Source organism: Wolbachia endosymbiont (group A) of Sphaerophoria taeniata (assembly GCF_947250735.1).
Lineage (GTDB): Bacteria > Pseudomonadota > Alphaproteobacteria > Rickettsiales > Anaplasmataceae > Wolbachia.
Window position 1 is genome coordinate 92,748 of the sequence record NZ_OX366344.1, and the last position, 25,691, is coordinate 118,438.

Below are 25,691 nucleotides of genomic sequence, written 5' to 3' on the forward strand. Positions count from 1 at the left end.
TCAACAGTTAAATGGCTATTTATAATGAATTTTGTCAGTAACTGCCAGTTCTTTTCACTTGAGCGATGCAACAAAGCCGACCAGGGTCCCCTTTTGGACCTATTACCTTTTCAGGATTTTCTTTTAATTTTTTCGCTATGCCTTCCTGTAAAATAGGACTATTTACTAAGATTTCTCTATTTTCATCATCCTTTGCCCCCAGAACCGCTTGTCCTAGTGCATCTGCTTGATTAGTAATCAATTCTTGAGCTACTAAATTAGGTGCTGTGCTTGTTCCATCTTTACCTGCTGGACCATCTGCCCCTCTCGGTCCCTGCATGCCTTTCTCACCTAGGAAATCTTTTGCTGTCTTACCGTCATATGTTTTATCATTATCATCAATTTGATCAAGAAATTTGCCCAATTTCTCTACTAAAACTGATTTCTTTTTGCCTTCTCCTATATCTTCTGTTGCATCTAGTATTTTTTCTACAAAGTCCGGGATCATTATATTGGAGCCATTAATTTTAGCAAAATTACCTTTTTCAGCCAAGAAATCTTTTGCTGTTTGATCGTTATTATTACCATACCAAATTGCTTGCTCATCAAAAGCCTTTCCTAACTCATTCACTAATACTGATCTTCCGTCTATGCGCTTGCCTAGTATCTCCCTTGCTAACTCCTGATGTTTTGCAATCGGGAAGAATCTCTCATTTGCCTCTTGCTTAGTATATGTAGAGAAAGTATCAGTTTTGACTGTCAGTTTCTTATCCATTTCTTCCTTGGTATATACCCTATCAGCGTTAACTCGAGTTGCTAATTCAGTATCTATAGCTTGTTTAGTATATACATTATCAATATCAACTTTAGTTTTCAATTTGTCATCTATATTTTGCTTGGTATATACACTATCAGCATTAGCTTTCTTATCTAATTCAACTTTGTCAGCTTTTTTGCTTAATTTGTCACTTATATAGCTAGACGTATCATCTTTCCTAGCAAAAGTATTAGCTAGTACAGTATCACAAATTCTGTTATTACTGTCGTCTTTTGCATACATTATCGCTTCTACTATAGGTTGTTCTGATACTTTTTCTTCAAGCACTGTTTTACCACTACTATTTTTTACATTCAGCAAACTTCCGAGAGCCTCTGCTAAACTTTTTATTGTATACTCCTCTTCTTTATCCTTATTAGTTGGTATATATTTTAATTTAAGATGATCACCACGTGCATCTAAAGTATATTCATTACCTAAACCGTCGCTTAAGGTTATAATTTTAATATCGTTTAAACCTGATATCTGATTGCCTTGATTATCTTTAAATTCTATACTAGCTGTCATGTCACTTACTTAATCGGAAAAACCATAAAATACATCAAAAATATTTAATTCCTATTAAGAGTTGTTTCAAATGTATGTTCCAAAAATTAACTTGTTTCTTCTGTTATCCCAAACATAGATTATCACTAACTTAGTGACATATTTTGCTAAAAATTTAAATTATTCAACCATTTTTAGCAACTAAAACCACCTCTCGTGAGAACTGTTCGTTTTGGGATGTGTTGGTCTACCAAATGACACGTGTGAACCTTTCTATATAATAATTCTACTATACCATAAAAACAGCTATATTAGCCAACTTTTTCCATATTTAGATATGAACTAATTTTCTCAGCCTTGTTGCAATAATTTCAAGCTTTTATTTTTATGATACTATTTTTACGCAGCTTGTTCTTACAAATGTGTGCACTGTTTTACAACTTTAGAAAGAGTCAATAAACAAATTTTTTGTGACGCTGCTTGGTGTGATATTCCCCTAAAAACATTTTAGATACCTTGCACTTTTATTATAGATTGTCTTTAACGCAAACTTTCAAACTATTAAATCCGTGTCCACCCTGTAGTTAAAGAAGGGTATTTCTCAACTGTTCAGTAAATGTACTTAGCTGAGGATTTTGTAACGATAATTCAGACAGTTGACTTCTAAGACTTACATCTGTTGAACTGTGTGGAACACCAGCAAGAATAATGTTTTCACTTAATAGTATCAACTTATCTTTACTACCGGCATTCTTATTGAAAGAGACCCCGATAAACGCCACATTCTTACCCTCTGTTATTGATTTGATATTTCGACGTTCTGCGTACCCTGCTGCTATCTGCCTATCTGCTTCTCCTAGCTTTTCATCGTCTCCACCCTTCTTTTCGGAGAATTTTAGCTCAAACCCCATAGAAATAGATTCTTTTAGCTCTCCTGCTTTCTTATTTTCATCAGGATTTTTGTTATCTATAATTTGCATCATCATATCAACCCTCTTCCCCTCTCCCACCTGAAACTCTGTAAGTACAGCAATTACCCTATCTCTATCTAAATCACTTAGTCCGGTAAATAGCCCGTCTAAAAAAGCTTTAAACATACTTTCACTACCAATCATTGATACAAAACCTTGCTTAGGTATTCCATCTTTATCACACATTAATTCTTTAATCGTATCAAATAAGTTTTTGTATGCACCTAAGCCAAACTTATTGTCATTTCCTAGCTGCCCTTTCTTTTGTTTTATTTCTTCCCCCAACCATGTATATTGATAATCTATTGCTTCTTTAAACTTATTAGCCAACTTGGGTATCAGATTGACCGATTCTACACTTCCTTTGAACTTATTCTGAAGCGTGCTAGATCTTGTCCTTTGTATCTCATTATGAAACCCTTCAAAATATTCTGTTGGATCTTTATTCTCAATTTTTACTAAGTTCTGACCCTCATAAAAAAGACCGGGTGAAAGCGCCGATTGACTAGGACCAGTTTCCTTATAGCCGTTTATGTATACTTCAATTAAATCTTGACACTTAACTTCTGTTAAACCAATTTTACTTAATACTTCTTTATAAAACGAATATTTGTTATACTGAAATCTATCTGTACCACCTTCCTGTATATGAAAAATAAGCACCCTGTTTCGATTATCTTGTCCCTTGACAACAACTATATATGTAGTAAGATGTCCCTCTATATCTCTTCCTTTTATATCTTTTCCTGAATGGTTAAATAAGTACACACTCATACTTTCTGCTTTCTTAGGCTTCTTTAATAAAGACAATTGACCAAGTAAAAAACGACTTAAGTAATATCTTGTATATTGCTCTGAAGGAAATGTATAGTATAATTGCCCTAACAGATTTTTTACTTGACTCTCCTTATCCTTGCACTTTTCATCACTATAAACTATATCAAGTAAGGACTGCACAAAAGGCTCTTCATTTCTTTTTATCTGAGATGGTTTATTAGAAATTATATACGAATCCTCTTGCTCATTAAGGTTAACACCCATACAAATAGCATACTCGGAGTTTGTTAATAAGCGCATTTTGTTACGACGTAATCCTCTAGCATAACTCGATGCTTCTGTTAATGCATTTTCCACATTATCATTTACTTTTAATTCCATTACTATTGGAATAGCCGTCCAAGAGCGACTTTTTCCTCTCACAAGCAATACAATATCACTATAACCCCTTCCTGTTAATAATTCCAAGTATAACCTTAAGTTATAGCGATAACGGAAGTTCATCAACATACCACTAATAAACCCATGCTGTGCTGCTTCTTTATCACTATTTTGTATGAGATTTTTTTCCTTAAGATCAGAGTAAAGCCCTTTGGCCTCTTTGATTATTTCTTTAATACCCCCTCTACTATCTTCGAAATTACCCGTAGCTAAATCAGCTACTCTGCTTTCCAAATTTTCACCTACTTTGCAACCGATTGTTTTGAAACCTCTGATTTCAGGTGTATCGTTACCTGTTTTATGTTCTACTAAGACCTTAAACTTCCATTTTTGATCCTCTTCTCCAAGTACTTCTCTCCCTATTAGAACCTTAGTTACATTCGACTTTAATTGCCTAACTATGTTCTCCATATCTTGCTGCAGTTGATCTTCGGTTCTTTTTTCACGACCCTCTGCAAAAACAAATAGGCGGATTTCTTCTTCTTGTATCTTGTCAAAAGCATCTAATGTTTTAAGCTTAAGCATTAGGTGGAGAAGGGAGGAACTCTGTGCTTCTTCTTAGATATAAAATCTGTAGAGGAGATAAGAATTCCCTTCTCAAAAGTATAGGCTGGACGGTATCGTAGAAAGACCTGAATGGTTCTAATTCTGTATTCACAAGACTAGCCTTACTTTTCATTTTTAATGGTAACGTATGGGGTTATATATGATCAACAACTTTTTGGGCATAGATATATCAAAAGATCGCTTTGATGTTTTTCTCTCATTTATAAGCAAAAAAGGAAAGCGTGAAATTAGAAAAAGAAGCTTTAAGAACGATGATCATGGGTTTCAAAGTCTACTGAATTTTCTACACAAACATAATGTAGAAAAAGTAAAAACCTGCATGGAATCTACTGGTTGTTATAGCGAAGCACTGGCTGAATTTCTACACAATGCTGGACATTTTGTAAGTGTTGTAAATCCTTATTGCATAAAATCTTATGCGATGCTTTAAAGGAGTACGGAAACTGCTGAAGTTTTTACAGCAAACCTGTATGGAGCAACTTTAGCAGAATAAACAAATACATGCCAGTATTAGTAAAGAATTATTTATAAGTCAATTAACTTTTTCAAAAAATATTTTAGTGAGGATACCATGCTAGCTAGTGTTATAAAGAATTCAATTGTTTACTCCTTCAAAAAAGATCGTATATTTTTGAGAACAAGTTGCGTAAAAATGGAGTTACGAAAATAGAATTTTGAAATCTTTGCAACAAAGTTAGGCAAAATAGTTCATATGTAGATGTGGGTGAAATGGGCTAATGTGGTTAGTTTTAGCATATAATAAAATTACCGTATAAAAAAGTTCGTACGGTACACATGGTAGACCAACGCATTCCAAAGAAAAAACTTCTCACGTTCCTTGATTTTAACCACTGGAAATAGTTATTTTATTTAAATTTTTAGTAAAATATATTACTAAATTAACATTAATTCATTTGATATGAGAAAGAAAAATTGAGGTAAGTCTATAGTAAAAATAGATAGCTGTTCAAATTTTCAGCTTTTTGCATAAAGTACTAAAAACTAGACAAATTATATATTTAACCTATCTTAGCATTACGACTTTGCCTACGTGACCACTTTCTACCACGCTGCTAATAGGTATTAAATTAGGCAAATCTTTTGTCAGTAAATTTATTTGACCTGATAAGGCTGGCTTTAGCTTAAGAAGACATAAAATAAACCCTATTCTTCAAAGAATCTTATTTTTCTTCCTTCAACCTTACCTACACTCTACTGGACTTAATATGTATATTTCACTATAAGTACATCCAAACCCTGAGCACTTCCATTGATAAAAGATCATCTGTAAAACTGTCCTAAGTTATCTCTTACGTTAAGAACATCCCTAACTGATATTAGAGTATCTGGTCCTCGTGCACCGTTATTGAATACAGCATATGATAAAACCATTTGATCTCCATCAGTAATACGTTCGCATCCTCCACATTGTGTATATCGTTGTAATTGTCGATTCGCTTCTGCACTTTTTTGCCGTACCTGCCCTGCAGTTCCAGCAAATTTTAGCTCTATCCCAATTGGATGAGTATCATCTCTTTCCACAAATCTTGACAACACTAGATCTATTCTTCCACCTCTTTCTAATTGAAACTCAATAACTACTCTAGCAGGATTGCCAAGAGTATAAAATAACCCATGTAATACAGCTTGAAATTCAGCTTCACTTGTTACCAATCCTTGCCTTAATGGTTGTATAGCATTTTGCTCTAACAATGGAAACAACACATTAGAAATTTCCTGAAATAATTCCGTATGCCTATTGACATCTTGCCAGCCGGTATTCATCATTACACTTGCAGCTGCGTGTACCTGTCCAACACCACCTATTCGTGAAAGATTACCGTGGAAATGCCCACGATTTCTTGAATAATCATCAGGTGACTGAAATGGTGTTAAAATAACGTTTATTTGAGGATTATCATCAACCATTTCACACAATACTTCACGCACTCTAGCACCTTGCCAATGTGGACGTGATAAATCTAAGGCCATTACTGGAAACTGGTGACGCAACATTCGACGGATGTTAAGTACAACTAGTGAGTTAATACTTAGTGCAAACAAAACCATTGTCAGAGCGCGTTCTCGAACATTTACTCCTGAGGCCCCTTGTCTTACTGGATATAACATTCTATCGTCATTATGGTAATTGAATAGGTATTTTGTTACTCTTACCAAATTTCCCCCTATCCGAGCAGTACCTTTTTCAAATGCAATATTTGCAAACGCAAACCTAGATGTGTAGGAAAATGGATTAGAACCAGGTACTGCACGTGTGCAAGAGGCTGGATACAATAAATAATTTTCTACATCTCTTGCAACTTCTCCCTCAGTAGGATTAAGTAATCTTCTTACCAAAGAAGGTTCTTGCTCTAGAAAGTGTTCTGTACCAAGCTGCAGACGTTGAGCATTATGGTTAAAGTTTAGCCCTACACAAACAGCATTTCTTGACGAGGTATGAACAGATACAGATGAAATAGGACAGTTTCTAACATAACCCCTAGCTTGTTCCAATGCTTGTCCAGCGTGTTCTTGACCTGCTTTGAGTTCAATTATAATGGGAACTGAATTATTTAATTTTTCCTGACCACGCACAAGCAAAGTAATATCTGCATATCCTCTACCTATAAGTAATTCTAGGTAGATATCAGCCATAGCGCGGTACCTAAAATTTAATAAAAATCCGGATAAAAAACCATGATCGTCAGACTCGTTATCAAAATTCAATTCTTGGCGATATTCATCGTAGACATTGACGATGTATTGTAAAATTCTTCTAATGTCTCTTCTTACTTCTAGACTGTTATTATTTGCTAACCCATTTACTCGATCTAATAAGTTGCCTTGCTGCATGATTGGAACAATTTCTCTAAAATTATTGATGGGAGATGCATGATTTCCATCAAAATCCCTTCCTTGAGGAAAAAATACACACTCTTCTCCCCGCTGAAATATTTTATACTCTTCCCAAGCCAGATCCTCCTGTAAGTGCTGTAACTGATTCTCTTCTACCCATAGCCTTTCTTCTTCACTGAATCTTGATCCAGGACTGTTCTCATTATCAGCAATAGTGTAGCATCTTACTATTCTTATGCCATCTTCATCTACGTCATTAGTTAGAACAGCAATTTTTAGATTTCCTTTCCCATTATTATAGTTATCAAAACGAAAGTAAATTCTTTCACCATTTGCAATACCAGGGTCAAAATCTATAATACCAGAATCAAATGCAGTAGCAAACATGCCGAAAAAGAATGCAGGAAAAAAACGACTCCTACCAACCGAGTGTAAAAAAGATGGACACTGGTCTAAAAAAAGTCCAACTTTTCTATTTAGCTCATCACAATCTCCATTTAACAAATCTTGAATTAATTCAGTATCTTCATCATCATTCCGCATAAACACTCCTAATTATAACTACGACTAGACACACCACTAACACCAGCACTTTCTAACACGGTCTGTGGATCACTGAAACCACTACCTTCAGGAGACAAATGTGCAGACCTCCCTAGCTGAGAAAATAATCCCTCTGCTACCCTGCTATAGTCGATACCATCTTTCATACCTGACACATAAACCGTTTTTAGATCATTAGTGATACCATCTTTAAATAATTTTAAATCCTTATCTGAACAAAAATCTTTGACAAATTGCAAAATTTCCAGCACTTCATGCTTCTTTACAATTTTATTACTGCTATTATCACGTTGCCAATCAACAATTAACCCTGCAAGCACATCTGTTATCGGATCTATGTTCTTGGAAAATTTAACCACAGCTTTTTTATGCTCATCAAAAAGATCGCATTTCCAAAGATTCACAATAATCATTCTTGCCTTAATTTGAATATCTATCTCAGGATCCTCTAACATCGAATTTGAAAGCGAGGAAAGGAGAAACGCGTAACCACAATGTGAAAGTATTTTCTTCTCTTCAGACACTAAAACCTTTTCCTGAGATAAGTGCTTTATTACATCTTGAACTGTATCAACGAAACCACACTGTATTAATGTGCTAAGAGGCTGATACATAGCTCCTTTGCCTTTATCTGGTAACTCAAGTAGTAATTTATGCTTTATTGGATCAGTGATTATTTCATGCAGAAGAAAATCTAAAACGGTAGCAACATTATGGTTAGCTTGAATAGCAGATAAATTAGCAACAGCTTTAACCATCAGGTTATCAATCTTTTTCTTTCTTTCCTGATTTATACGACGATGGAAGTATTCTACTCCTTCACTCCATTTAAATCCCACAGCTTTATTAAAACCCTCTACCGCATTATCATGCTTTTTAAATTCTCCAGATTTTTTATCAATCCAAAAGCTAAGTACAGGATCTTCACTATTCATAGCATTTAACAATTCATTTCTAACATATTTGCGGTTGTTAGTTGCAGGCCTGCCATCATCATCTACTTCTTCAGAAGAGAAGCCACTTTTGTAAGACTCAAGTTGTTCCTGAAAAAGCTGAGGAATCTTATCTGTCACGCAGTACCTGCATGCCATATTATATCTACAAAGTGGATTATTTATTTCACCTATTTTTTCTTCAGTTAACATTCTTCCTAGAGTAGCAGTGTTTAACCTTGTACCTGACCAACAATTCTCATCACGAAATACGTTGTATAAGAATTGTAGTTCATCATCTTTAAGATATTCTACTTCTCCAGTATAGGTTTTTACCCATTTTTCGATAGCTAAACGCCTTCCGGCAGCAATATTAGAATCTGAATATTTAATGATATCCTGTAATTTCTTAAGTATTGTAGCATGGCGATCTGTCCATCTTGGCATTGTACCTCCTATATAAAAATATTTGCTGCATTATGCAAAAGTTAGAATCAAATAGCAACACTAAAATTATCAAGGACAAGAAAAATTTTATGAAAAACATTTTTTATATTTAAATATCATCTATTTTGCACTTAACTGATGCGTAGAATTGGTGAGAAAATCAAATAGGCCATAGCGAGAATAGCAGAAGAGTTAGATGTAGGCTTTAATATATTAGACTAATGGATAAAGAAGTATAATAAGTTGAAAAGCGCTCTAAGGGAGCTACAGTACTTAAGCTTTTTCCTTGAGCTGTGAAATATCAGCTTGAGAAAGGCCTGTAGATTCAGCTATTAAGTCAACAGACACGCCAGCCTTAAGTAGGTTTTTGGCCACAGCTATTTTAGCTTGTTTTTCGCCCTCTTCCTTACCTTTTTCTGCACCAATTTTAATACCTTCCGCTTTACCTTTTTCATGGCCGATTTGGATGCCTCTTTCTTCTCCAACCCTAAGGCCCTCGTCAAATTTTTGAGCTAAAGCAGCTACCTCATCCATTATGCGTTTTTTCATTTGTTCATATGCTAGTAACTCTTCTTCTGACCAATTAAACTTATTCATCTCTTCATAAGCTCGTTTTATTATTACGTCACTACCAACTATCTTATCTAGATCCTCTTCCCTTGTTTCTCCTGCATAGCGAAAAAAGTAACACCATTTTTCTACTATATTTTCTAGTTGGTCTTCTTTTGTCTTTGTAAATTTTGGTAGTTCTATGAATACGAAGTAAAAATCCTTTAAGTCATGTTCAAAGCTATTTTGATCTAAAATGACATGATTAGATTTGTACTCAGCTTTATCTGGAAAAATAATACAATCAGCAACGGCTATGAAGATAATTTCCTTGAGATTATGATAATTATCACCTTGATCTGCTTGACTTGAGTAGGCTTTAGCAGCATAATACTGAGCACGCTTTTCGAAGCCTTTGGTCTTAGTGAACTGCATCTCTATAATGTATCTTGAACCTTGAGAGTCTTTACAAAGAACATCGACAATACTTTGCTTTTTAGCGGCAATCTCAGGGTCTAAAATGGTAGCTAAGAATTCAACATCGTGAATAGCAGCTAAGCCAGTAAAGCCTAAAATATCGTTCAAGAAATGAATGAGAATATCTTTGTTTTTCTCAGTGCCAAATATTCTTTTAAAGGCATAATCATTGCGTGCATCAAGAAACTTCGAAAGAGCCATGAGAAAGTAAGATAAAAAGCATTAATTATTATACACAATTGTGAGGAAATGTTCAATCTTTTTATTGTTTTAAATGTGTTGATGAAAAAACGTCTGTCAGAGATCATCTGAGAATTGCATTTAAGGCTTTAGATGAAAGAGGGGATATCATCTTTTTATAGTTGCCTTATAAAAGGCCTTAAAACCCCAGCAAATGAATTGATGAGCTATTAAGAGCTTAAAAATATTTATTTTCAGTGTGAGAGACTAACCTCCTAATAAAAATACGAGCCTAAAAGCTCAATTACGATTTACCTAACATCGTGAGGACAGGTTTGTCCATCTCTCACACCTTATATTTTAAAATATTCAAAAAATAATATCAACATATTTTGGTAGCAAATTTACGTTGAATCTATATCCTGTAAGTATGGGCGAAAAAAAGAAGGTTATAATATATACAGATGGATGGAAATCCAGGGCCTGGTGGATGGGCAGCCGTGGTAATGTATGAAAATAAAAGTGTCTTTATCAAAAAACGTATCTCTGGAGGTGAAGAGAACACAACAAATAACAAGATGGAGCTAAAGGCTGTAATTAATGGGCTAAAGATGTTAAAAATTTCCTGCAGAGTTATTGTACACACTGATAGTCAGTATATTAAACAAGGTATAACAGGATGGATCAACAAGTGGAAAACAAATGGTTGGAAGACAGCTGATAAAAAGCCAGTAAAGAACAGGGAATTATGGCAGGAGCTAGATGAAGTTGCTTTACAGCATGATGTTAATTGGAAGTGGGTTAGAGCTCACAGTGGTAATACCTATAATGAAGAGGCAGATAGACTTGCTAGAAAGGAATCTAAAAAGCTAAAATATAGAGATTGTGAGATCAAGAAATCACAAAAAAATAGAGGGAGCTCTAAGTTTCATAGATTGGAGGGAGTGTTATGGCAATAATTCTTTTAGACACAAAAACTATAAATCGTATAGCAGCGGGAGAGGTAATAGAAAGGCCAGCGAGTGTAGTAAAGGAATTAGTAGAAAATGCAATAGATGCTGGAAGTTCAGAGATAGAGATCAAAATAGAAAGTGGTGGACGTAACCTTATAACTGTGACAGATGATGGAAATGGAATAGAAAAGGACGACTTAGAACTAGCATTTATGAGGCATGCCACTTCAAAATTAAGCGATAGTGAGTTAATAGAAATCAAGCACCTTGGGTTTAGGGGAGAAGCTTTACCTTCAATTGCAGCAGTAAGCAGAATGAAATTATCGTCTAAGGCAAGTGGAGCAAAGGAAGCATGGTCTATAAGGTATGAGGGAGGAGAAAAAATAAGAGAGATTACCCCTTGTTCTTTGTTGCAAGGTACATATATTGAAGTTCGTGACTTATTTTTTGCTACACCAAATAGACTAAAGTTTCTAAAAACCGAAAGGGCAGAAACACAAAGTATTGTTGATATTGTGAATAACTTAGCGATGATTAATTATAGTATTGGGTTTACTCTCACTTCTGGTAATAAAAAGCTCTTAAAATATGTTAAGCAAACTTCGCTGTTCAACAGATTATGTGAAATAGAAGAAGAATTTCAAAGCAATTCACTGGAAGTTAAAGAGGAAGAAGAAGGCATCAAACTTAAGGGACACATCTGTAAACCTAATGTCAATCGTGGCAACTCAACTCAGATTTATACGTTTGTTAATGGAAGGCCAATAAAAGACAATCTACTTGTTGGTGCAATTAGATATGCGTATCACGATTTTATTCCAAACAATAGGTATCCTTTTGCAGTGTTGCATTTAGAAGTACCATATGACCAAGTAGATGTAAATGTGCATCCAAATAAATCGGAAGTAAGATTTCAGAATAAAAGGCTAATATATGAAATAGTGAGAAGAGGGATAATAAAAACACTATCAACGAGATTTGCAGCGGGTGATCAAGGTATTGAAGAGGAGCTAATTTTTAATGATAGTAAAAGCCAAGAGCAGGTTGATAGTCAAGAGAAAAAAGATCAAAAAGAGTTTTATGAAAAGAGACCAAGTCTTTTAGAAAATCGTCTAATGAAAGAATTCAATGCACCAGATGAAAGAAGGCAAAGCTTACCAGAAACGTTTAAATATGGAGAATCTCCACCCCAAAAGGGAACGATGGTTTTAGAAAGGAAGCAAATTGATTTAATAGAGGATTATCCTCTGGGATATGCACGCTGTCAGGTCTACAATACTTACATTGTTGCTGAGGCTAAAGGCAAATTAATTATAGTAGACCAGCACGCAGCTCATGAGAGGTTGATCTATGAGTGCTTAAAACAAAAATCAAGCATAAAAAGGCAAAAGCTTCTTCTTCCTGAAATAGTTGAGATTAAAAACCAAGCAGGAATGGAGATGGTTGAAATGTATAAAGATAAGCTTTTCGAAATGGGTTTTGGTATTGAAATAGAATCAGAAGATAAAGTAAGGGTGAAAGAAATACCTGCAATTTTAGGAACAATAAATGTGAAAGAGATGGTGATGAATATAGTTGATAGATTAATGGAGATAGGAGATACGCTACCTATAGAAGAAAAAGTGAACAAGATACTAGCTACCATTGCGTGCCATGGGTCAATTAGAGCTGGAAGGGAAATGAAGTTGGAGGAGATGAATGAGTTGATGAGACAAATGGAGGAAACACCGTATGCTGGGCAATGCAATCACGGAAGACCAACGTATATAGAAATGAAACTAAGTGATATAGAAAAATTGTTTGAAAGGAGATGAGTTCAGTTTGTCAAAAAGGTTCCCAATTAAGTATACGTAACGGCTCTTCTGATTATGAGTATAAAATGTGAAAAAAGAGAATAATTACTCTAATTTTTTATATTATAAAGTAGTAGGACAGAAAGTAAGAAGTTGTAGGATAGCAAAGGGGTATACTCAAAAAGATTTAGCAAAAAAAATCGGAACAACATATCAGGTAATACTGCAATATGAAAAAGGAACACGCAGAATTTCAATTAAGAAATTATATGAATTAGCAGAAGCATTATCAACAACTGCTAGAGATCTAGCTTGCGGACAAGAAGTATCAAATGAGGAAAGGTATGAGGAAGAAGAGATATTAAATCTAGTAAGAAGACATAAAGAGATTAAGGATCAAGAATTACGTGAGACGTTTTATTTATTAACTAAATTCATCCGTATTAGTGAGGAAGAAAGTGGAAAGGCAGTAAAAATAGAGGTGGCAAAGGGTTTAGTTAAGGAAGGAGTTTCTGCTCATGTTATCTATCAAACGACCAGTTTATCTATTGATGAATATGATAATGATGAGAAAAAAATTTCCATTCCGTATAAAGTAGGTCAAAGAATAAAAGAATGGAGGTTGAGAAGAGGATACACTCAAGAAGATTTAGCAAGTAAAGTGGGTATAATAAATCAAAGAATATATGAATATGAACAAGGACGAGCTGCTGTTTCACTTGAAATGTTAGATGAAATAGCAAAGGTACTATTAATTAATATTACAGATCTGCTTCCAGAAACAAGAGAAAATGAGAATAGTGAAGTGGAACTATCAAGGTTAATAGAAGAATACAAAAAGATTAAAAGCCAAGAACTACGTAATGTACTAATAAAATCTCTGTTTGAAAGCATACAAATTTGCAAAAAGAAAGTGAAGAAAGTAGAAAAGATGAAAATTGCAAAGAATTTAGTTAAGGAAGGAATTTCTATCAATATTATTTTAAAAACAGTAGGCATCTCTTTAGACGAAATTCAACAAATTTAAAATAAAAAAATCAGTATCTATTAATATCTTTACTTTTTGATGAAAAAATAAGTAAAAAAGATTGAAAAATTGATTTGACTTCACTCAAAAGCTATGGCTTTATGCCAATGCTGACAAAAAAACAGCAGTAAATATATAAAAACATTTTGTTATTAGTGAAGGGTAATTTTTATGAATAATAAGAAAGATCGTAGAGAAGAAATAGAATTCAGAGCATTAGAAAGCAACGGTAAAGCACTACTTGATCGTGAAGTAATAGAAACGTTTCTAAGTGCAGTGCATGACAGGGAAGAAGCTCGAGTTATTGCTAGAAAGCTAATAGATAATTTTGGAATAGGAGGAGTTCTAGGCCAGGAAATAGATGACTTGAAAACTATAGAAGGGATAACTGACTCTACAGTAGCAGTAATTTTATGCCTAAAGGAAGCTGCAAAGAGGGTACCAAGAGAAGAGTTAAAGAAAGGACCTGTAATGGATAACTTGGAAACCATCGTAAAATATTTGAGGGTGAGTATTGGTTATTCAGAGGAGGAAAAGATGAAAATAATATATTTTGATCAAAAGTGCCGTTTAAAGGGGGAAGAAGTGTTTACTGGTACAGTGGATAAGGTACCTTTTTACATAAGAGAAGTAACAAGAAAGGCATTAATAAGAAAAGCGACGTCAATAATAATATCGCATAACCACCCAGAAGGAAGGTTAAAGCCATCTGATGAGGATGAAGCTGTAACTAAAGACTTGGCTAAAGCTTGTCAGACTATAGGAATTAGGTTACTGGATCACATTATCATTACAAGTGTTGGATATTTTAGTTTTAAAGAGCAAGGACTGTTATAAAGCAGATATTTGAAGATTTTCATGAGTTGTTTAACTACTTGAATGAAGAAAGTATTTGCAAATGCATTAATCATTACTTATAATTAATGAGAAAGTATATATTAAATTAATTATAAAGTAATAAAGTCAGTTGTAGACTTAGTAAAGTATATTTAATAGCGGAGGCTAATATGAGTAATAAAATAATTGTACCTTTTGATGATCAAGAAGGAGGTACTTACGAGTTAAACATTGATCTTGATAGATTATCAAAAGGTGAGGTGTTAAATGCTATTGTAGGAATTGGTCGTACTAAGGAGCAATCCACCTTTATAAGCAAAATTAATAAGGCTAAAAAGCCTGAAGAAATAGCACCTTTCCCTGGTAGAGAAGTTCGCGAAAACAAAATCAACTATGGGAAAGGATTTGACTATGTTTATGGCACAAAACCTGTAAGCAATCAAGCAGATTATCCAGAAGGGTTGAATCCATTTGCTTCAGCTTTGAAAAAAATAAAGCCGAGTGCAGGTGAAAGTGGAACTTTGAGCTGGTTTAAAAGTGAAGTGGTAGAGACAAAGAATGTAAATGAATTGCACAAAGTTATAGACAAAGTACTAGCTTCTGGAGCAAGGCTAAATGCATGTAATGATGGAGAGTGGAGCCTCGCGGAATATGTGATACTGGGCACACATTTTCATAAATTTGATAAGGCTGATCGTAAAAAGCTAATACGTAAATTAATGCTAAACGGTGCAGAGTTTCATGATACTTTATTGGAGAATAAATTGATAGGTGAAATCTATAATGAGCTACAACCAGAAGTTCAGCCACAGATAGATGAGAGACTAGAAGAACTAGAGAAAGCTGGCGAAAGTGCTGTGCAAGAAGGAGAATTAATAGATGTTGAGATAGATAATACAACATCGTATATAGAATTTTCTGGGGATAGCAAGGTAGAGGTAGCCAAAATACTGAGAGAGTTAGGAAGTAATATTTTAAAAATTGGCAATGATGCAGTTGAGGTTAAAAGTGAGAAGGGAGGTATAAGAAACTATATCGATATGTCAGATGAAAGCTCTATTATATTAGAATTTCCTACAAGCATTGGTAAGCTAGATATTATATTGTACCATGATGTAAAAAAATATGATCAAGTACAAGTAAGAGTAGAAAACAAGGAAATGTGGGCTGAACTACAACAAAGAGGAGATACCGTCTTGTTAGTCAACAAAAAAATTATAAAAATTTCCCAAGTTGCATCATAAAATCAAAAAATACTTCCAATTGTGTAACAGTACACAGATTATAGTTAGTGGATATGTTGATAAGTAAATTAGTTTTATACGCACAAAACAGATGAAGTTTACTTATCAACATATCCACTAACCAACAACATTCAATAAATTTGTGTAAGATACCACTTTACATAAGATAGATAGGAAGCATTTTTGATTTTAAAGTACTAAACCTTCAGTCAACCTCCTAGCCCTGTAGTTTTTGATATGGTTAGGATCAAAAGCACTTTTGGATGTCAGAATACCGAAAATGATATGGAGTAGCTTACGCATTGCAGCACCAACGATGGCCATATTATGCTTACCCTTTTCCTTTAATCTTTGGCAAAAGCTCATAATGATAGGATTGTGATTCTTAGCTACTATGGCAGGAAAGAAAAGTGCCTTACGTAATGTTTGTGAACCGGATTTACTTAATCTGGGTTTGGCATATACAGAGGAACCTGACGTCATATTTCGTGGTATAACTCCTGTATATGCTGCCAATTGCCTGGCATCTCTAAAAACCTCTATATCAGAAACTTCAGCTAAAATAGCTATTGCTGATTCTTCTCCTATGCCTGGAATAGTCAATAGAAGTTGAAAATTTTCCAACAATTCTTTGTGTTGATTTAATAGTTCACGTACGGAGTTTTTTATTGTTTCTATTTTTTGAGCTATATTCATTGCAAGGTCTTCCCAAGCATTTGCAACTTCTTTAGGCAGTCTCTCTTTTTTTTCTAAGTGGTTATTTACTAATGTTAACTCATCTTTTAACGCAACTGAGCAACGATAAAGATGTTTTAATTTTTTCATTTCAGGAGAAGGTGGTGTCCAACTAGAAGGTTCCTGTCTTTGGCAATAATCAGCAATAACTTCTGCATCGGTCTGATCATTCTTTTGTCGTATCAGCTTACTCCTTGCATAAGATTTTATGCAATAAGGATTTACAACACTTACAAAATGTCCAGCATTGTGTAGAAATTCAGCCAGTGCTTCGCTATAACAACCAGTAGATTCCATGCAGGTTTTTACTTTTTCTACATTATGTTTGTGTAGAAAATTCAGTAGACTTTGAAACCCATGATCATCGTTCTTAAAGCTTCTTTTTCTAATTTCACGCTTTCCTTTTTTGCTTATAAATGAGAGAAAAACATCAAAGCGATCTTTTGATATATCTATGCCCAAAAAGTTGTTGATCATATATAACCCCATACGTTACCATTAAAAATGAAAAGTAAGGCTAGTCTTGTGAATACAGAATTAGAACCATTCAGGTCTTTCTACGATACCGTCCAGCCTATACTTTTGAGAAGGGAATTCTTATCTCCTCTACAGATTTTATATCTAAGAAGAAGCACAGAGTTCCTCCCTTCTCCACCTAATGCTTAAGCTTAAAACATTAGATGCTTTTGACAAGATACAAGAAGAAATAGGAAAAAATTGTCTTTTTGCTGGAGTAAAACTTAAAGAAGCAGTAGAAAAGGGAAGTTTTATGAGGTGTGGCATATGGAATAGCAAGCAGCTTATGAAGGAGGTTGATAGCCCAAGTGAAAAATTGTCTTCATGGGTAGATAAAGTACGTGAAAATAGTAAAGAAACTTTTAGGGGGCTTTAATTCATTTATTTTAAGGTTCCAGAGTCTACCATTATATCTGGAGCCTTTGAGCTATAGTAGAAAATATTATATGTATGGTTCTTTGTATGAAAAAAAGTCTAGACTGTGAGGTAGGGCAAAAAGTGAAAAGTTGGAGGTTAGAGAGAGGGTATACTCAGAAGGATTTAGCGGAGAAGGTTGGTGTAAAGTACTGGGCAATACTGCAATATGAAAAAGGGAGTCGTAAAATTCCAATTAAGAAATTATATGCTATAGCAGAAGCATTATCAGTAAATGTTAAAGGTCTAGTTTGTGGAGAGACGCTACCAAATGAAAAAAGATATTTTGAAGATGAAGAAATATTAAATTTAGTAAAGGGTTATAAAGATAAAGAATTAAGCAAGGTATTTTATTTATTAACCAAATTTATTCGTTTGAGCGAGGAAAGAAGCAGAAAAGCGGTAAAAATAGAAGTAGCAAGGGGTTTGATGAAAGTAGGAGTTTCTGCTCATGTTATCTCTCGAACAACTAACTTATCTATTGGTGAGTATGAGGAGAACAAAATTCCCATTCCATACAAAGTAGGGCAAAGGATAAAAGAGTGGAGATTGATACGAGGATATACACAAAAAGATTTAGCGAATAAAGTTGGCATAACAAATCAAGGAATATACGAGTATGAACAAGGGAGAGCTGCTGTCTCACTTGAAATGTTAGATGAAATAGCAAAGGTATTATCAATCAGTATCATAGATCTACTTCCCGAATCAGATGAGGATAGTGAAGCGGAAGAAAAGCTATCAAAGTTGATAGAAGAATACAAAAAGATTGAGAGTCGGGAATTACGCGATATGCTAATCAAGTCTTTATTTGAAGGTATACATGTTTGTAGAGAAAAGGTCAGAGAGGAAAAGAAGATTGAAGTTGCAAGGAATTTAGTGAAAGAGGGAATTTCTGTTGATATTATCTTGCAAACGACAGGCTTATCAAATTATATGATTGAGAAATTTTTGTGATTTCATAAAAACTTAGCCAATAGTGGATTTTTTTGTGATAGAATATATGTTTGCTTCTGTAGGAAAAACAGCTTTTAGAGGATTTATCTATGATAATTCAGAGCATATTGGCTCAGTAAGCTACGAGCTAGGGAAAAAAATAGAAGGTTGTAGGATAGTACAAGGGTATACTCAGGCAAAATTAGCAAGAAAAATTGGTTTAACACATAAGGAAATACATAACTTTGAACTAGGGTGCAAGGCTATTACAATCAAAGAATCGTATATAATAGCAGGAGCATTGTCAGTCAATGTTATAGATCTACTTCCAGGACCAACAGTACTAAGAGAAAACAGTTGGTATGAAGATGAGGATAAAGAAATAGTCTATCTAACAAAAATACATAGAGAAATTAAGGATCAGGAATTACGCAAGAAGCTGTATCCATTAGTAAGGTTTGTATATATTAGCGAGAAAATTAGCCAAGAAGAAGCGAAAATAGAAGTAGCAAAGAATCTAGTGAAAGAAGGAGTTTCAGTTGATATTATTTCCCAAGTGACTCGCTTATCTACTTACGAATATGATGATATAGAGGAAGAAATTTGTACTGATTCTATACTCTACAAAGTGGGGAAAAGGATAAAAGAGCAGAGATTAATACGGGAATACACTCAGGAGGACTTGGCAAATAAAATCGGTTCAACACCTAAAGAAATACACGACTATGAACGAGGATATACAGACATTCCAATTGAAATATTATATAAGATAGCAAAGACATTATCAGTTAACATTAAAGCTCTTGGACTAACAGAATGTGAAAATGAGCCAATTTTGCGGTTTGTAGGTAAATGCGAAAAAATTAAGGATCAAGAATTATTGGATACGGTAGCCAGATCTTTATCTGAAGGAATGCAAACTGGTAAAGAAAAAGTTAAAAAAGCAGAGAAAATCAGGGTTGCAAAAGATCTAGTTAAGGCAGGTGTTGCTATTGATATTATTGTGCGAGCAAGTGGCCTAACTGCTGATGAGTTGGGTGAGTGTGAAAATTGAATGTGTTTAAGATATAAGTAAAGTTAGTTAATGATTTAACCAGCAGAATTTGCTAACCAACTTTTTTGGCTCAGTTGAATTTTGCTTGTTATAAATTAAGATATGAAATCGCAAAGTTTATCTATTAATTTCTGGTTGTCCTCTATCATTGCATTTGCCTCTTGCTGAAGAGATTTGATATTTTTGAGTGTAATATTGTCCATCTCAGTCGATGCTACTTTCAATTGCGATTGTATTCTTATATATTTATCGTCTATTACTTGTTCTAGTTCATAATCAACGCAATCCAATCCAGAGGCAAACATCACATTCAGTAGTGGCTTGATCCACCCTATTTTGCCAAATTTCCTTGAGTTAGCATACTTTATACTTCTATCTGTTCCACCAGTGCCTATTGATAGCAGTATAATCTCATCATTTGGAAATAACCTCTTACCACTTGCATATGCACAAGCCGCTGGATTATTTGCAAACACTCCACCATCTATCAATACTCTCTCTGTTTGGCTAATTTTCAGACGTTTTGGTGTGAAGTACGTTGGAGCAGCTGTTGTAGCTCTGAGTGCATCTTTCAACTTAATGTTTTTTTCTTTCCAACTTTTGAAGAAAAATTCACAACTATTGTGAATGTCATAACTGGTGAGTAGTAGATTACTCGCAACATCGGCCATAGTACTTTCACCAAAGTATTTGTTGAGAATAAATTCCATATTTCTATATGAGTACTGAGAACCACTCAGCCAAGAAGCAATTGATTTTCTCCAAAATGATGATTGAAAGATATATGCTCCATACTCTTGGTAAAGTTCAACCAAATCATTGGCAGAGTATTGAAGTTTATTGCTTTTACAAAGTCCAGCAACAATAATCCCACCGGTTGAGGTTCCTGCCATTAAATCAAAAATCTGGGAAATTGGCTTTTTTGTCCTAGATTCAATTTCTGCTAGAATAATGGCAGGTATTATCCCTCTAATGCCACCTCCATCTACAGATAAAATGTACTTTGTCACTGTAAAATTTATTTATGTTTGTGAATAGCTTCAAGTTCGTTGACTTCTTCAGTGAGGTTTTTCACTCTCTCTTCAAGTCGATAGACTATTTCGATTAGTCCTTGGTTTTTTTCTATAAATTTATCATGGATATGTACACGTAGGTCGAGTTTTGCCAACCACCAGATTAACCCTACAGTCTGTACAACTATTGTTATTATTACCGCTATTGGGATTTTTTGCTTTTTCATGTGAAAATATTAACTTGTTATGGATAGTTTTGGAAATTTATATGCAGATTATAGAAAACTTACAGCTTTAGTGATTACTTTTTGTTGATTCGTATCGGTCCTCTGCTTCTGCAAGTAGCTTAATGATTTCATCATAAGGTTTGTCCTTATTATGCCGTGATCTTAATACAGCAATTTTCCTTGGTGTTTTTCCATCTGTATCTCTAATGGTAGGGTCTGAACCTTTGTCTAATAAAAATCTAATTATCTCCAATTTGCCTTCATATGTAGCTGCATGTAAAGGTGTCCATCTTTCATATTTCGTAGCATTTATATCAACTCCTTTTTCTACTAGGAATTTTACAACCTCTGCACATCCCTCTTCTGCAGCATAATGTAGTGCTGTTAATTTAGGGATCTGCACATTAATATCTAATAGATTTTCTACTAAGAATTTTACAGTCTCTAAGTTACAATTTTGAGAAGCAATGCGTAATATCGTTTTATAATTATCTGCAGCCTTTGCCTTCATGTAGGAATAGGTAGCAATAATACATACTATTACTGTTATAAGCCACCAAAAATGCAGCTTGTTTTTTGTATCTTGACCCAATTTATCCATATTCAACATCTTTTTAATATTAAATAGATCATTTACTCATTTTTTATTAACATTACTTACTCAAAGATGCTGACAACATAGTAAGGTAACCTGAGCTATTTAAAGTATGCTCCGCTCTATTAACTATCCATTCACCATCTACCGCTTGGTTAAAGTCTATAAGATTAAGTTTAGCTTCTGCAAAAATTTGAGGATTACCAGGCATAGTTATATCTAAAGCTTCATTTTTACGCTTCAATTGTTTCAACTTGGCATTTGCTGCACTCAGCGCTGACTCTGCATTAGAGTAAAGTTCCAGCATAATATAACTTGGCTCGCTACTACCAACTGTTTCTTTAATAGTTTCGCCCTTTTCATAGCTATGCCACTTTGCCACTACTGAATTATACTTATCACGTACGGTAAAATGTACTTTCCAGTTAATTGTATCTTGAGGTCTAATAGTCGTTGTTCCTAAAGCTTTTCCTGTGGCTGATTTTGCCATATTCTTTGAAATAAACAATATATACCCACCAGCTAATTTTGCCATTGCTTCACGCTCTGTTGCGATCTTTGTTAACAGACTTATATCACTTTCATCTGCCTGATTAATATGGGGTATCAATACATTCTTAAATTCCTCAGCGACTTTGTATCCATATCCATGTTTTTGGGCTATTTCTTTTACTAAGTTTTCTATGGTAATTTGGCGCCATTCTTTTGATACTTTTGCCTTCAAAGATATTCTTAAATTTGTTGCATGAGCTTTGATTAGTAGAGTCTTAGGTGGACCCTGTATAGTCACTTCGTTGACTGTATATATACCCATTGGAAAGATTCCAATTTCCTTATAACCTAGTGCTATGTTCAATTCATTCGGAATATCTATGTCTTCATCCCTGTAATCAACACACACTTCAACTACATCATCTATTATTCCTGATTCATCTGTAAGGTGCAATGATATAACTCTATCTTTAATTGATTCACATTTATCTATTATAAAATCTGGCTGCATTTATTCCCAGACCTTTAATTTTGACTTTTGTACTATTTTCTTAATAGTAGGAAGCTTTATCTTTAATCCTACAGGCAAAAAGCTTCTGTATTCTGCCAAACCTAAGTTCTCTGCTAGTACTAATTCCACTACTCCATCAGTAAATCCGTAATGTTTCCAGCAAATCAGATCTAACATCTCATTTTCTTTACTCACATAGTATACAGTCATCTATAGCTTTTTAAACTCAAACTAAATTCAACTTTTCTTGGTAGTCCATTAGGTAAAAAATACATCTGCTTTTCTTCTAACCTAGTAATTACGAATTGTCCTAAAATATTACCTAAACTATCTACTAAAATATGTGGTTTTTCAGTTTCTTTCACACTCTTTAATTGATTTAGCACGTTGAGATTATGCAGATAAATCATTCCTTCTAAATCTATATTTTCTACACCTTGACCGATATTTTGTAATAGTGGCATATTTTCAATACACTCAATCGTGCTCCAACGATTTTCTCTGCTATACTTTAAACTTGTGGGAGCAAACTTATACGGACCAAGAGATAGCATCAATAAAATGTCTCTACCGTATCAAATAAAACATCACGTGACTTTTCTCTTATCCTTTTTATTACTTCATCTGCAAGACTACGAACATCTTGGTTAGGTTCTGCTTTAATGCTGATAGTGTAATTATTAGTGATGTTCTGAGTTTTATTTTGTTCTTTATTTTCAAACTTACTCCTTGCAAATATCTTATCGCTCTCTGTAAACTTTTTCTCCTCAATAAGGCTTTTGACTCTGAAGCTATTTTTATTTCTCTTTGAAAATTCTTTAATTATACTGTTACCTAGCACAGGATTTCCACTGTTGAGAATATTACTTTTTAGGGGAGTGTGCACTGCTTTTACTTCAGTTTTTCTTTTTTCAAACTCTTTCAGTGGGCTATTTCCCAATACTTTTCCAAATATACTTTCACCTATCCATGAAAAAGCTTCTTCTATGGGTTTTATTATCGATTTCCAAAAGCTAGAGAAAAAGTCTTTTACCTTTTGCCAGTTAGTTATAACAAGTGCTGCGCCAGTGACAAGTCCAGTAATTAAAAGTCCTATAGGGTTACTCATTATAGCGAGTGTTACTGCTCTTAGTCCTGTTACTACTGCAGGAAAAACTGTAGCTGATAAAAATGAAAATACTCCAAGTAGGTTTGCTTTCAGACTAAAAATCGTACTTCCTAGCAATGTAAATCCGTATCCTAGTCCCACTGCTACAACTTTTAAACTTATCAAGGCTGCTACAGTACCCATGATTGCTTTGGTTAAAGTTGGATATTTTTCTGCAAATAACGCTATGCTTCTAGTTTTTTCTTGTAAAAATTCAGCTATAGATTTTAAAGTAGGCAGCATCACTGAACCCAGGTTCATACCAACTTCAGCTATTGCGTTGCGAAGAAGTCGTAATTTACTGGCTGTGGTGTCTACACGGTTTTGAAATTCTTTCTGCAACGAGCTCTTGTACTCTTCTGTGTCAGATAGTAACCTTATAGCATCTTCGTATTTGTTAAAACTTCCAGCTAATAATGCAATATCATCTTGATATTCCTGACCGAAAAGTTTCATAAGGATTGTAGAACGTTCCTGGTTATCCATTTTCTTTAGAGCTTGAAAAAAGTAGAGTAATGCTTCTTCGCCGTTTTCGCTTATTCTTTGTACTATTTCTTCTGCAGTTATGCCCATTTGCTCTAATGCTGCTTTAAAATCCCCTCCTTGTTCTTCAGCAGTCTGAAGTTTACTAAGTAGAGCATTTATAGCAGTTGCAGCTTTTGCTGGTTGTTTACCTAAACTAATGAAGGCATTTACTAAACTACTTGTTTCCTTGATGTCAAGACCAAATTGTTTTGCAGTACCACCAACTATTGCTAGAGCTTCAACCATATCTTTTGCTTTGGCAGCAGTGTTATCTGATAAGTGATTGATTACATTACCAACGTATTCCATTTTACTAACATCAATTCCATAAACGTTAGAGAGTTTAGCTATAGAATCACCTGCTTGCTCTGCAGACATATCAAATGCTGTAGACATTTTTGCCACTGTTTCTGTAAACATAAAAAGATCTTCTTTCTTGATACCAAGTTGACCACCACTTGCAGCTATTTGTGCCAGTTCTGCGGCTGATAATGGTATAGTACGTGACATCTCTTTTAACTTCTTTGCAAATTTAGTTGCTTCATCCGTTCCTTTTTTAAAATCTACCACTTTTGTAACATCAGCCATAGCACTTTCAAAGTCAATTGCAACTTTAACTGGAGCTGCAAGCGTTAGCCCTAGCCCAATAGTCTCTATAATTTGTGACTTAAAATGTGCTTTGCTTGCTAAAAAACTTTGGTGACTACGTATTGCAGATCCAAGCTTACCATACTTGCCTTTCAGCGCTTCAATGGACGAGCCAAGTTTATATTGGTCGCTTACTAATGACTTAATATTTCTTCCACTTTTTCTTACTTCTTCATTAAATGAATGCAAAGCATCTCTCTTTTTCAAATATGCTTCTTTTGCTTTTATTGCAGAGGTTTTGGCCTTGTCAAATTCTGCTTTTAAAGTTTTGCTCGGTTTCTCTATTGCCTTCATTTGTTTAGCTAAAGATTTTACTTGATCTTCAAAGCCTTTCCATGACCTCTTGCTAGTCAAAACATCATGACCTAACTGCTTAAACTTTGATACTGATTTTAAAGATAAGTCAAGCTTTCTTATATTCTCACCAAGATGAGTAAGTTGACTGCTACTTCCTTTTATTACAGTACTGAAACTGCCATCTAGGACTGCTCCAATTTTTATAGATAACGTTGACATTGTACCTTCCTCGCTGCTTCATTCCATAGGATAAATTCATTAATTTCCATTTCAAGTATTTGCTCAACCCCGCCCCCTACAACAGAGCTGAACATTAATACTTCTGACCTCAAGTCCTTTGAATAACTGGTGAAAAAAAATCCTTTAATACCTCTTGCACTTTCACATAATCAGCAATATCTAACTCTTCAATCGCTTCTTTTGCAACTGATGTCAAATTGGCAGTCAAAGTTACTTCCTTACTTAGATCACTACCATTAAGTCTCTCAATAGCTAGATAATCTCTAACTTTTGGACGTCTAACAGTAAGTTCTGAGACAGAAATTCCATCAACTGTTATTGGGTTATTAAGTGTTATAGCTTGCATGTTCCTCCTTAAAAAGTTAATTAAATAAAAGTCTATATCGGCTTTTACATAACTAATTTCTTTGTATGGTGCTATAA

19 protein-coding genes and 4 pseudogenes are annotated in these 25,691 nt (G+C 34.3%); 9 read left to right on the forward strand and 14 right to left on the reverse strand.

Features of this window, described 5'->3' with window-relative positions; translation table 11 throughout:
* Nucleotides 1-34 precede the first annotated feature (34 nt).
* Both OOK84_RS00455 and OOK84_RS00460 read right to left on the reverse strand, forming a co-directional pair.
* On the reverse strand, nt 35-1,324 hold the full coding sequence (locus tag OOK84_RS00455; protein WP_264731824.1) for a hypothetical protein: 1,290 nt from the start codon (nt 1,322-1,324) through the stop codon (nt 35-37).
* Nucleotides 1,325-1,887: 563 nt separating this feature from the next.
* Nucleotides 1,888-4,017: a hypothetical protein gene (locus tag OOK84_RS00460; RefSeq protein ID WP_264731826.1), complete on the reverse strand. Its 2,130-nt coding sequence runs from the start codon at nt 4,015-4,017 to the stop codon at nt 1,888-1,890.
* Nucleotides 4,018-4,198: 181 nt separating this feature from the next.
* Here OOK84_RS00460 and OOK84_RS00465 point away from each other — a divergent pair.
* A pseudogene (locus OOK84_RS00465) lies at nt 4,199-4,480 on the forward strand (IS110 family transposase); the annotation flags it as partial.
* A gap of 860 nt (nt 4,481-5,340) precedes the next feature.
* Here the strand turns inward: OOK84_RS00465 and OOK84_RS00470 are convergent.
* The 3 genes from OOK84_RS00470 to OOK84_RS00480 form a co-directional block, all read right to left on the reverse strand.
* Nucleotides 5,341-7,458 (reverse strand): hypothetical protein, encoded by a 2,118-nt coding sequence (locus OOK84_RS00470; RefSeq protein WP_264731828.1) that lies wholly within the window; start codon nt 7,456-7,458, stop codon nt 5,341-5,343.
* 8 nt (nt 7,459-7,466) lie between these two features.
* Nucleotides 7,467-8,858, reverse strand: coding sequence for a hypothetical protein (locus OOK84_RS00475; RefSeq protein ID WP_264731830.1), 1,392 nt, complete (start codon nt 8,856-8,858; stop codon nt 7,467-7,469).
* Nucleotides 8,859-9,131: 273 nt separating this feature from the next.
* Nucleotides 9,132-10,085: an Rpn family recombination-promoting nuclease/putative transposase gene (locus OOK84_RS00480; protein ID WP_264731832.1), complete on the reverse strand. Its 954-nt coding sequence runs from the start codon at nt 10,083-10,085 to the stop codon at nt 9,132-9,134.
* A gap of 409 nt (nt 10,086-10,494) precedes the next feature.
* Here OOK84_RS00480 and rnhA point away from each other — a divergent pair.
* The 5 genes and pseudogenes from rnhA to OOK84_RS00505 form a co-directional block, all read left to right on the forward strand.
* Nucleotides 10,495-10,921 (forward strand): annotated as a pseudogene (gene rnhA / locus OOK84_RS00485) (ribonuclease HI); the annotation flags it as partial.
* Between the two features lie 92 nt (nt 10,922-11,013).
* Complete coding sequence (mutL, locus tag OOK84_RS00490) at nt 11,014-12,831, forward strand: DNA mismatch repair endonuclease MutL (RefSeq protein WP_264731833.1); 1,818 nt, start codon at nt 11,014-11,016, stop codon at nt 12,829-12,831.
* Between the two features lie 67 nt (nt 12,832-12,898).
* A complete protein-coding gene (gene wmk, locus OOK84_RS00495) occupies nt 12,899-13,837 on the forward strand; it encodes a WO male-killing family protein Wmk (RefSeq protein WP_264731835.1) in 939 nt (312 codons plus the stop codon).
* Nucleotides 13,838-14,008: 171 nt separating this feature from the next.
* Nucleotides 14,009-14,674: a JAB domain-containing protein gene (locus OOK84_RS00500; protein WP_264731837.1), complete on the forward strand. Its 666-nt coding sequence runs from the start codon at nt 14,009-14,011 to the stop codon at nt 14,672-14,674.
* A gap of 170 nt (nt 14,675-14,844) precedes the next feature.
* Nucleotides 14,845-15,870 (forward strand): annotated as a pseudogene (locus tag OOK84_RS00505) (hypothetical protein); the annotation flags it as partial.
* A 237-nt stretch (nt 15,871-16,107) separates the two neighbouring features.
* On the opposite strand, the gene OOK84_RS00510 reads toward OOK84_RS00505, so the two are convergent.
* Nucleotides 16,108-17,130, reverse strand: a complete 1,023-nt coding sequence (locus OOK84_RS00510) for an IS110 family RNA-guided transposase (protein WP_264731025.1) — start codon at nt 17,128-17,130, stop codon at nt 16,108-16,110.
* 223 nt (nt 17,131-17,353) lie between these two features.
* Between OOK84_RS00510 and OOK84_RS00515 the strand changes: the two are divergent.
* The 3 genes and pseudogenes from OOK84_RS00515 to wmk (OOK84_RS00525) all read left to right on the forward strand — a co-directional run.
* Nucleotides 17,354-17,545 (forward strand): annotated as a pseudogene (locus OOK84_RS00515) (hypothetical protein); the annotation flags it as partial.
* An 86-nt stretch (nt 17,546-17,631) separates the two neighbouring features.
* Entirely contained in the window at nt 17,632-18,540 is a 909-nt protein-coding gene (gene wmk / locus OOK84_RS00520) for a WO male-killing family protein Wmk (protein ID WP_264731841.1), read from the forward strand.
* A 46-nt stretch (nt 18,541-18,586) separates the two neighbouring features.
* Nucleotides 18,587-19,573, forward strand: a complete 987-nt coding sequence (gene wmk / locus OOK84_RS00525; protein ID WP_264732617.1) for a WO male-killing family protein Wmk — start codon at nt 18,587-18,589, stop codon at nt 19,571-19,573.
* Nucleotides 19,574-19,668: 95 nt separating this feature from the next.
* Here wmk (OOK84_RS00525) and OOK84_RS00530 read toward each other — a convergent pair whose 3' ends face one another.
* The 8 genes from OOK84_RS00530 to OOK84_RS00565 form a co-directional block, all read right to left on the reverse strand.
* On the reverse strand, nt 19,669-20,583 hold the full coding sequence (locus tag OOK84_RS00530; RefSeq protein ID WP_264731843.1) for a patatin-like phospholipase family protein: 915 nt from the start codon (nt 20,581-20,583) through the stop codon (nt 19,669-19,671).
* Between the two features lie 8 nt (nt 20,584-20,591).
* Entirely contained in the window at nt 20,592-20,813 is a 222-nt protein-coding gene (locus OOK84_RS00535; RefSeq protein WP_264731845.1) for a hypothetical protein, read from the reverse strand.
* A 67-nt stretch (nt 20,814-20,880) separates the two neighbouring features.
* Nucleotides 20,881-21,414, reverse strand: coding sequence for an ankyrin repeat domain-containing protein (locus tag OOK84_RS00540; protein ID WP_155968672.1), 534 nt, complete (start codon nt 21,412-21,414; stop codon nt 20,881-20,883).
* 52 nt (nt 21,415-21,466) lie between these two features.
* Nucleotides 21,467-22,411, reverse strand: coding sequence for a contractile injection system protein, VgrG/Pvc8 family (locus OOK84_RS00545; RefSeq protein ID WP_264731847.1), 945 nt, complete (start codon nt 22,409-22,411; stop codon nt 21,467-21,469).
* Nucleotides 22,412-22,621 carry a tail protein X gene (locus tag OOK84_RS00550; protein ID WP_264731849.1) on the reverse strand — a complete coding sequence of 70 codons (210 nt, stop codon included), beginning with the start codon at nt 22,619-22,621 and terminating at the stop codon, nt 22,412-22,414.
* Nucleotides 22,618-22,965, reverse strand: coding sequence for a phage tail protein (locus OOK84_RS00555; RefSeq protein ID WP_264731851.1), 348 nt, complete (start codon nt 22,963-22,965; stop codon nt 22,618-22,620). The genes OOK84_RS00550 and OOK84_RS00555 overlap by 4 nt, the downstream gene beginning before the upstream one ends.
* Nucleotides 22,965-25,247: a phage tail tape measure protein gene (locus tag OOK84_RS00560; RefSeq protein WP_264731854.1), complete on the reverse strand. Its 2,283-nt coding sequence runs from the start codon at nt 25,245-25,247 to the stop codon at nt 22,965-22,967. Before OOK84_RS00560 ends, OOK84_RS00555 begins: the two co-directional genes overlap by 1 nt.
* A gap of 109 nt (nt 25,248-25,356) precedes the next feature.
* Nucleotides 25,357-25,614, reverse strand: a complete 258-nt coding sequence (locus OOK84_RS00565) for a phage tail assembly protein (protein WP_264731856.1) — start codon at nt 25,612-25,614, stop codon at nt 25,357-25,359.
* Nucleotides 25,615-25,691 lie beyond the last annotated feature (77 nt).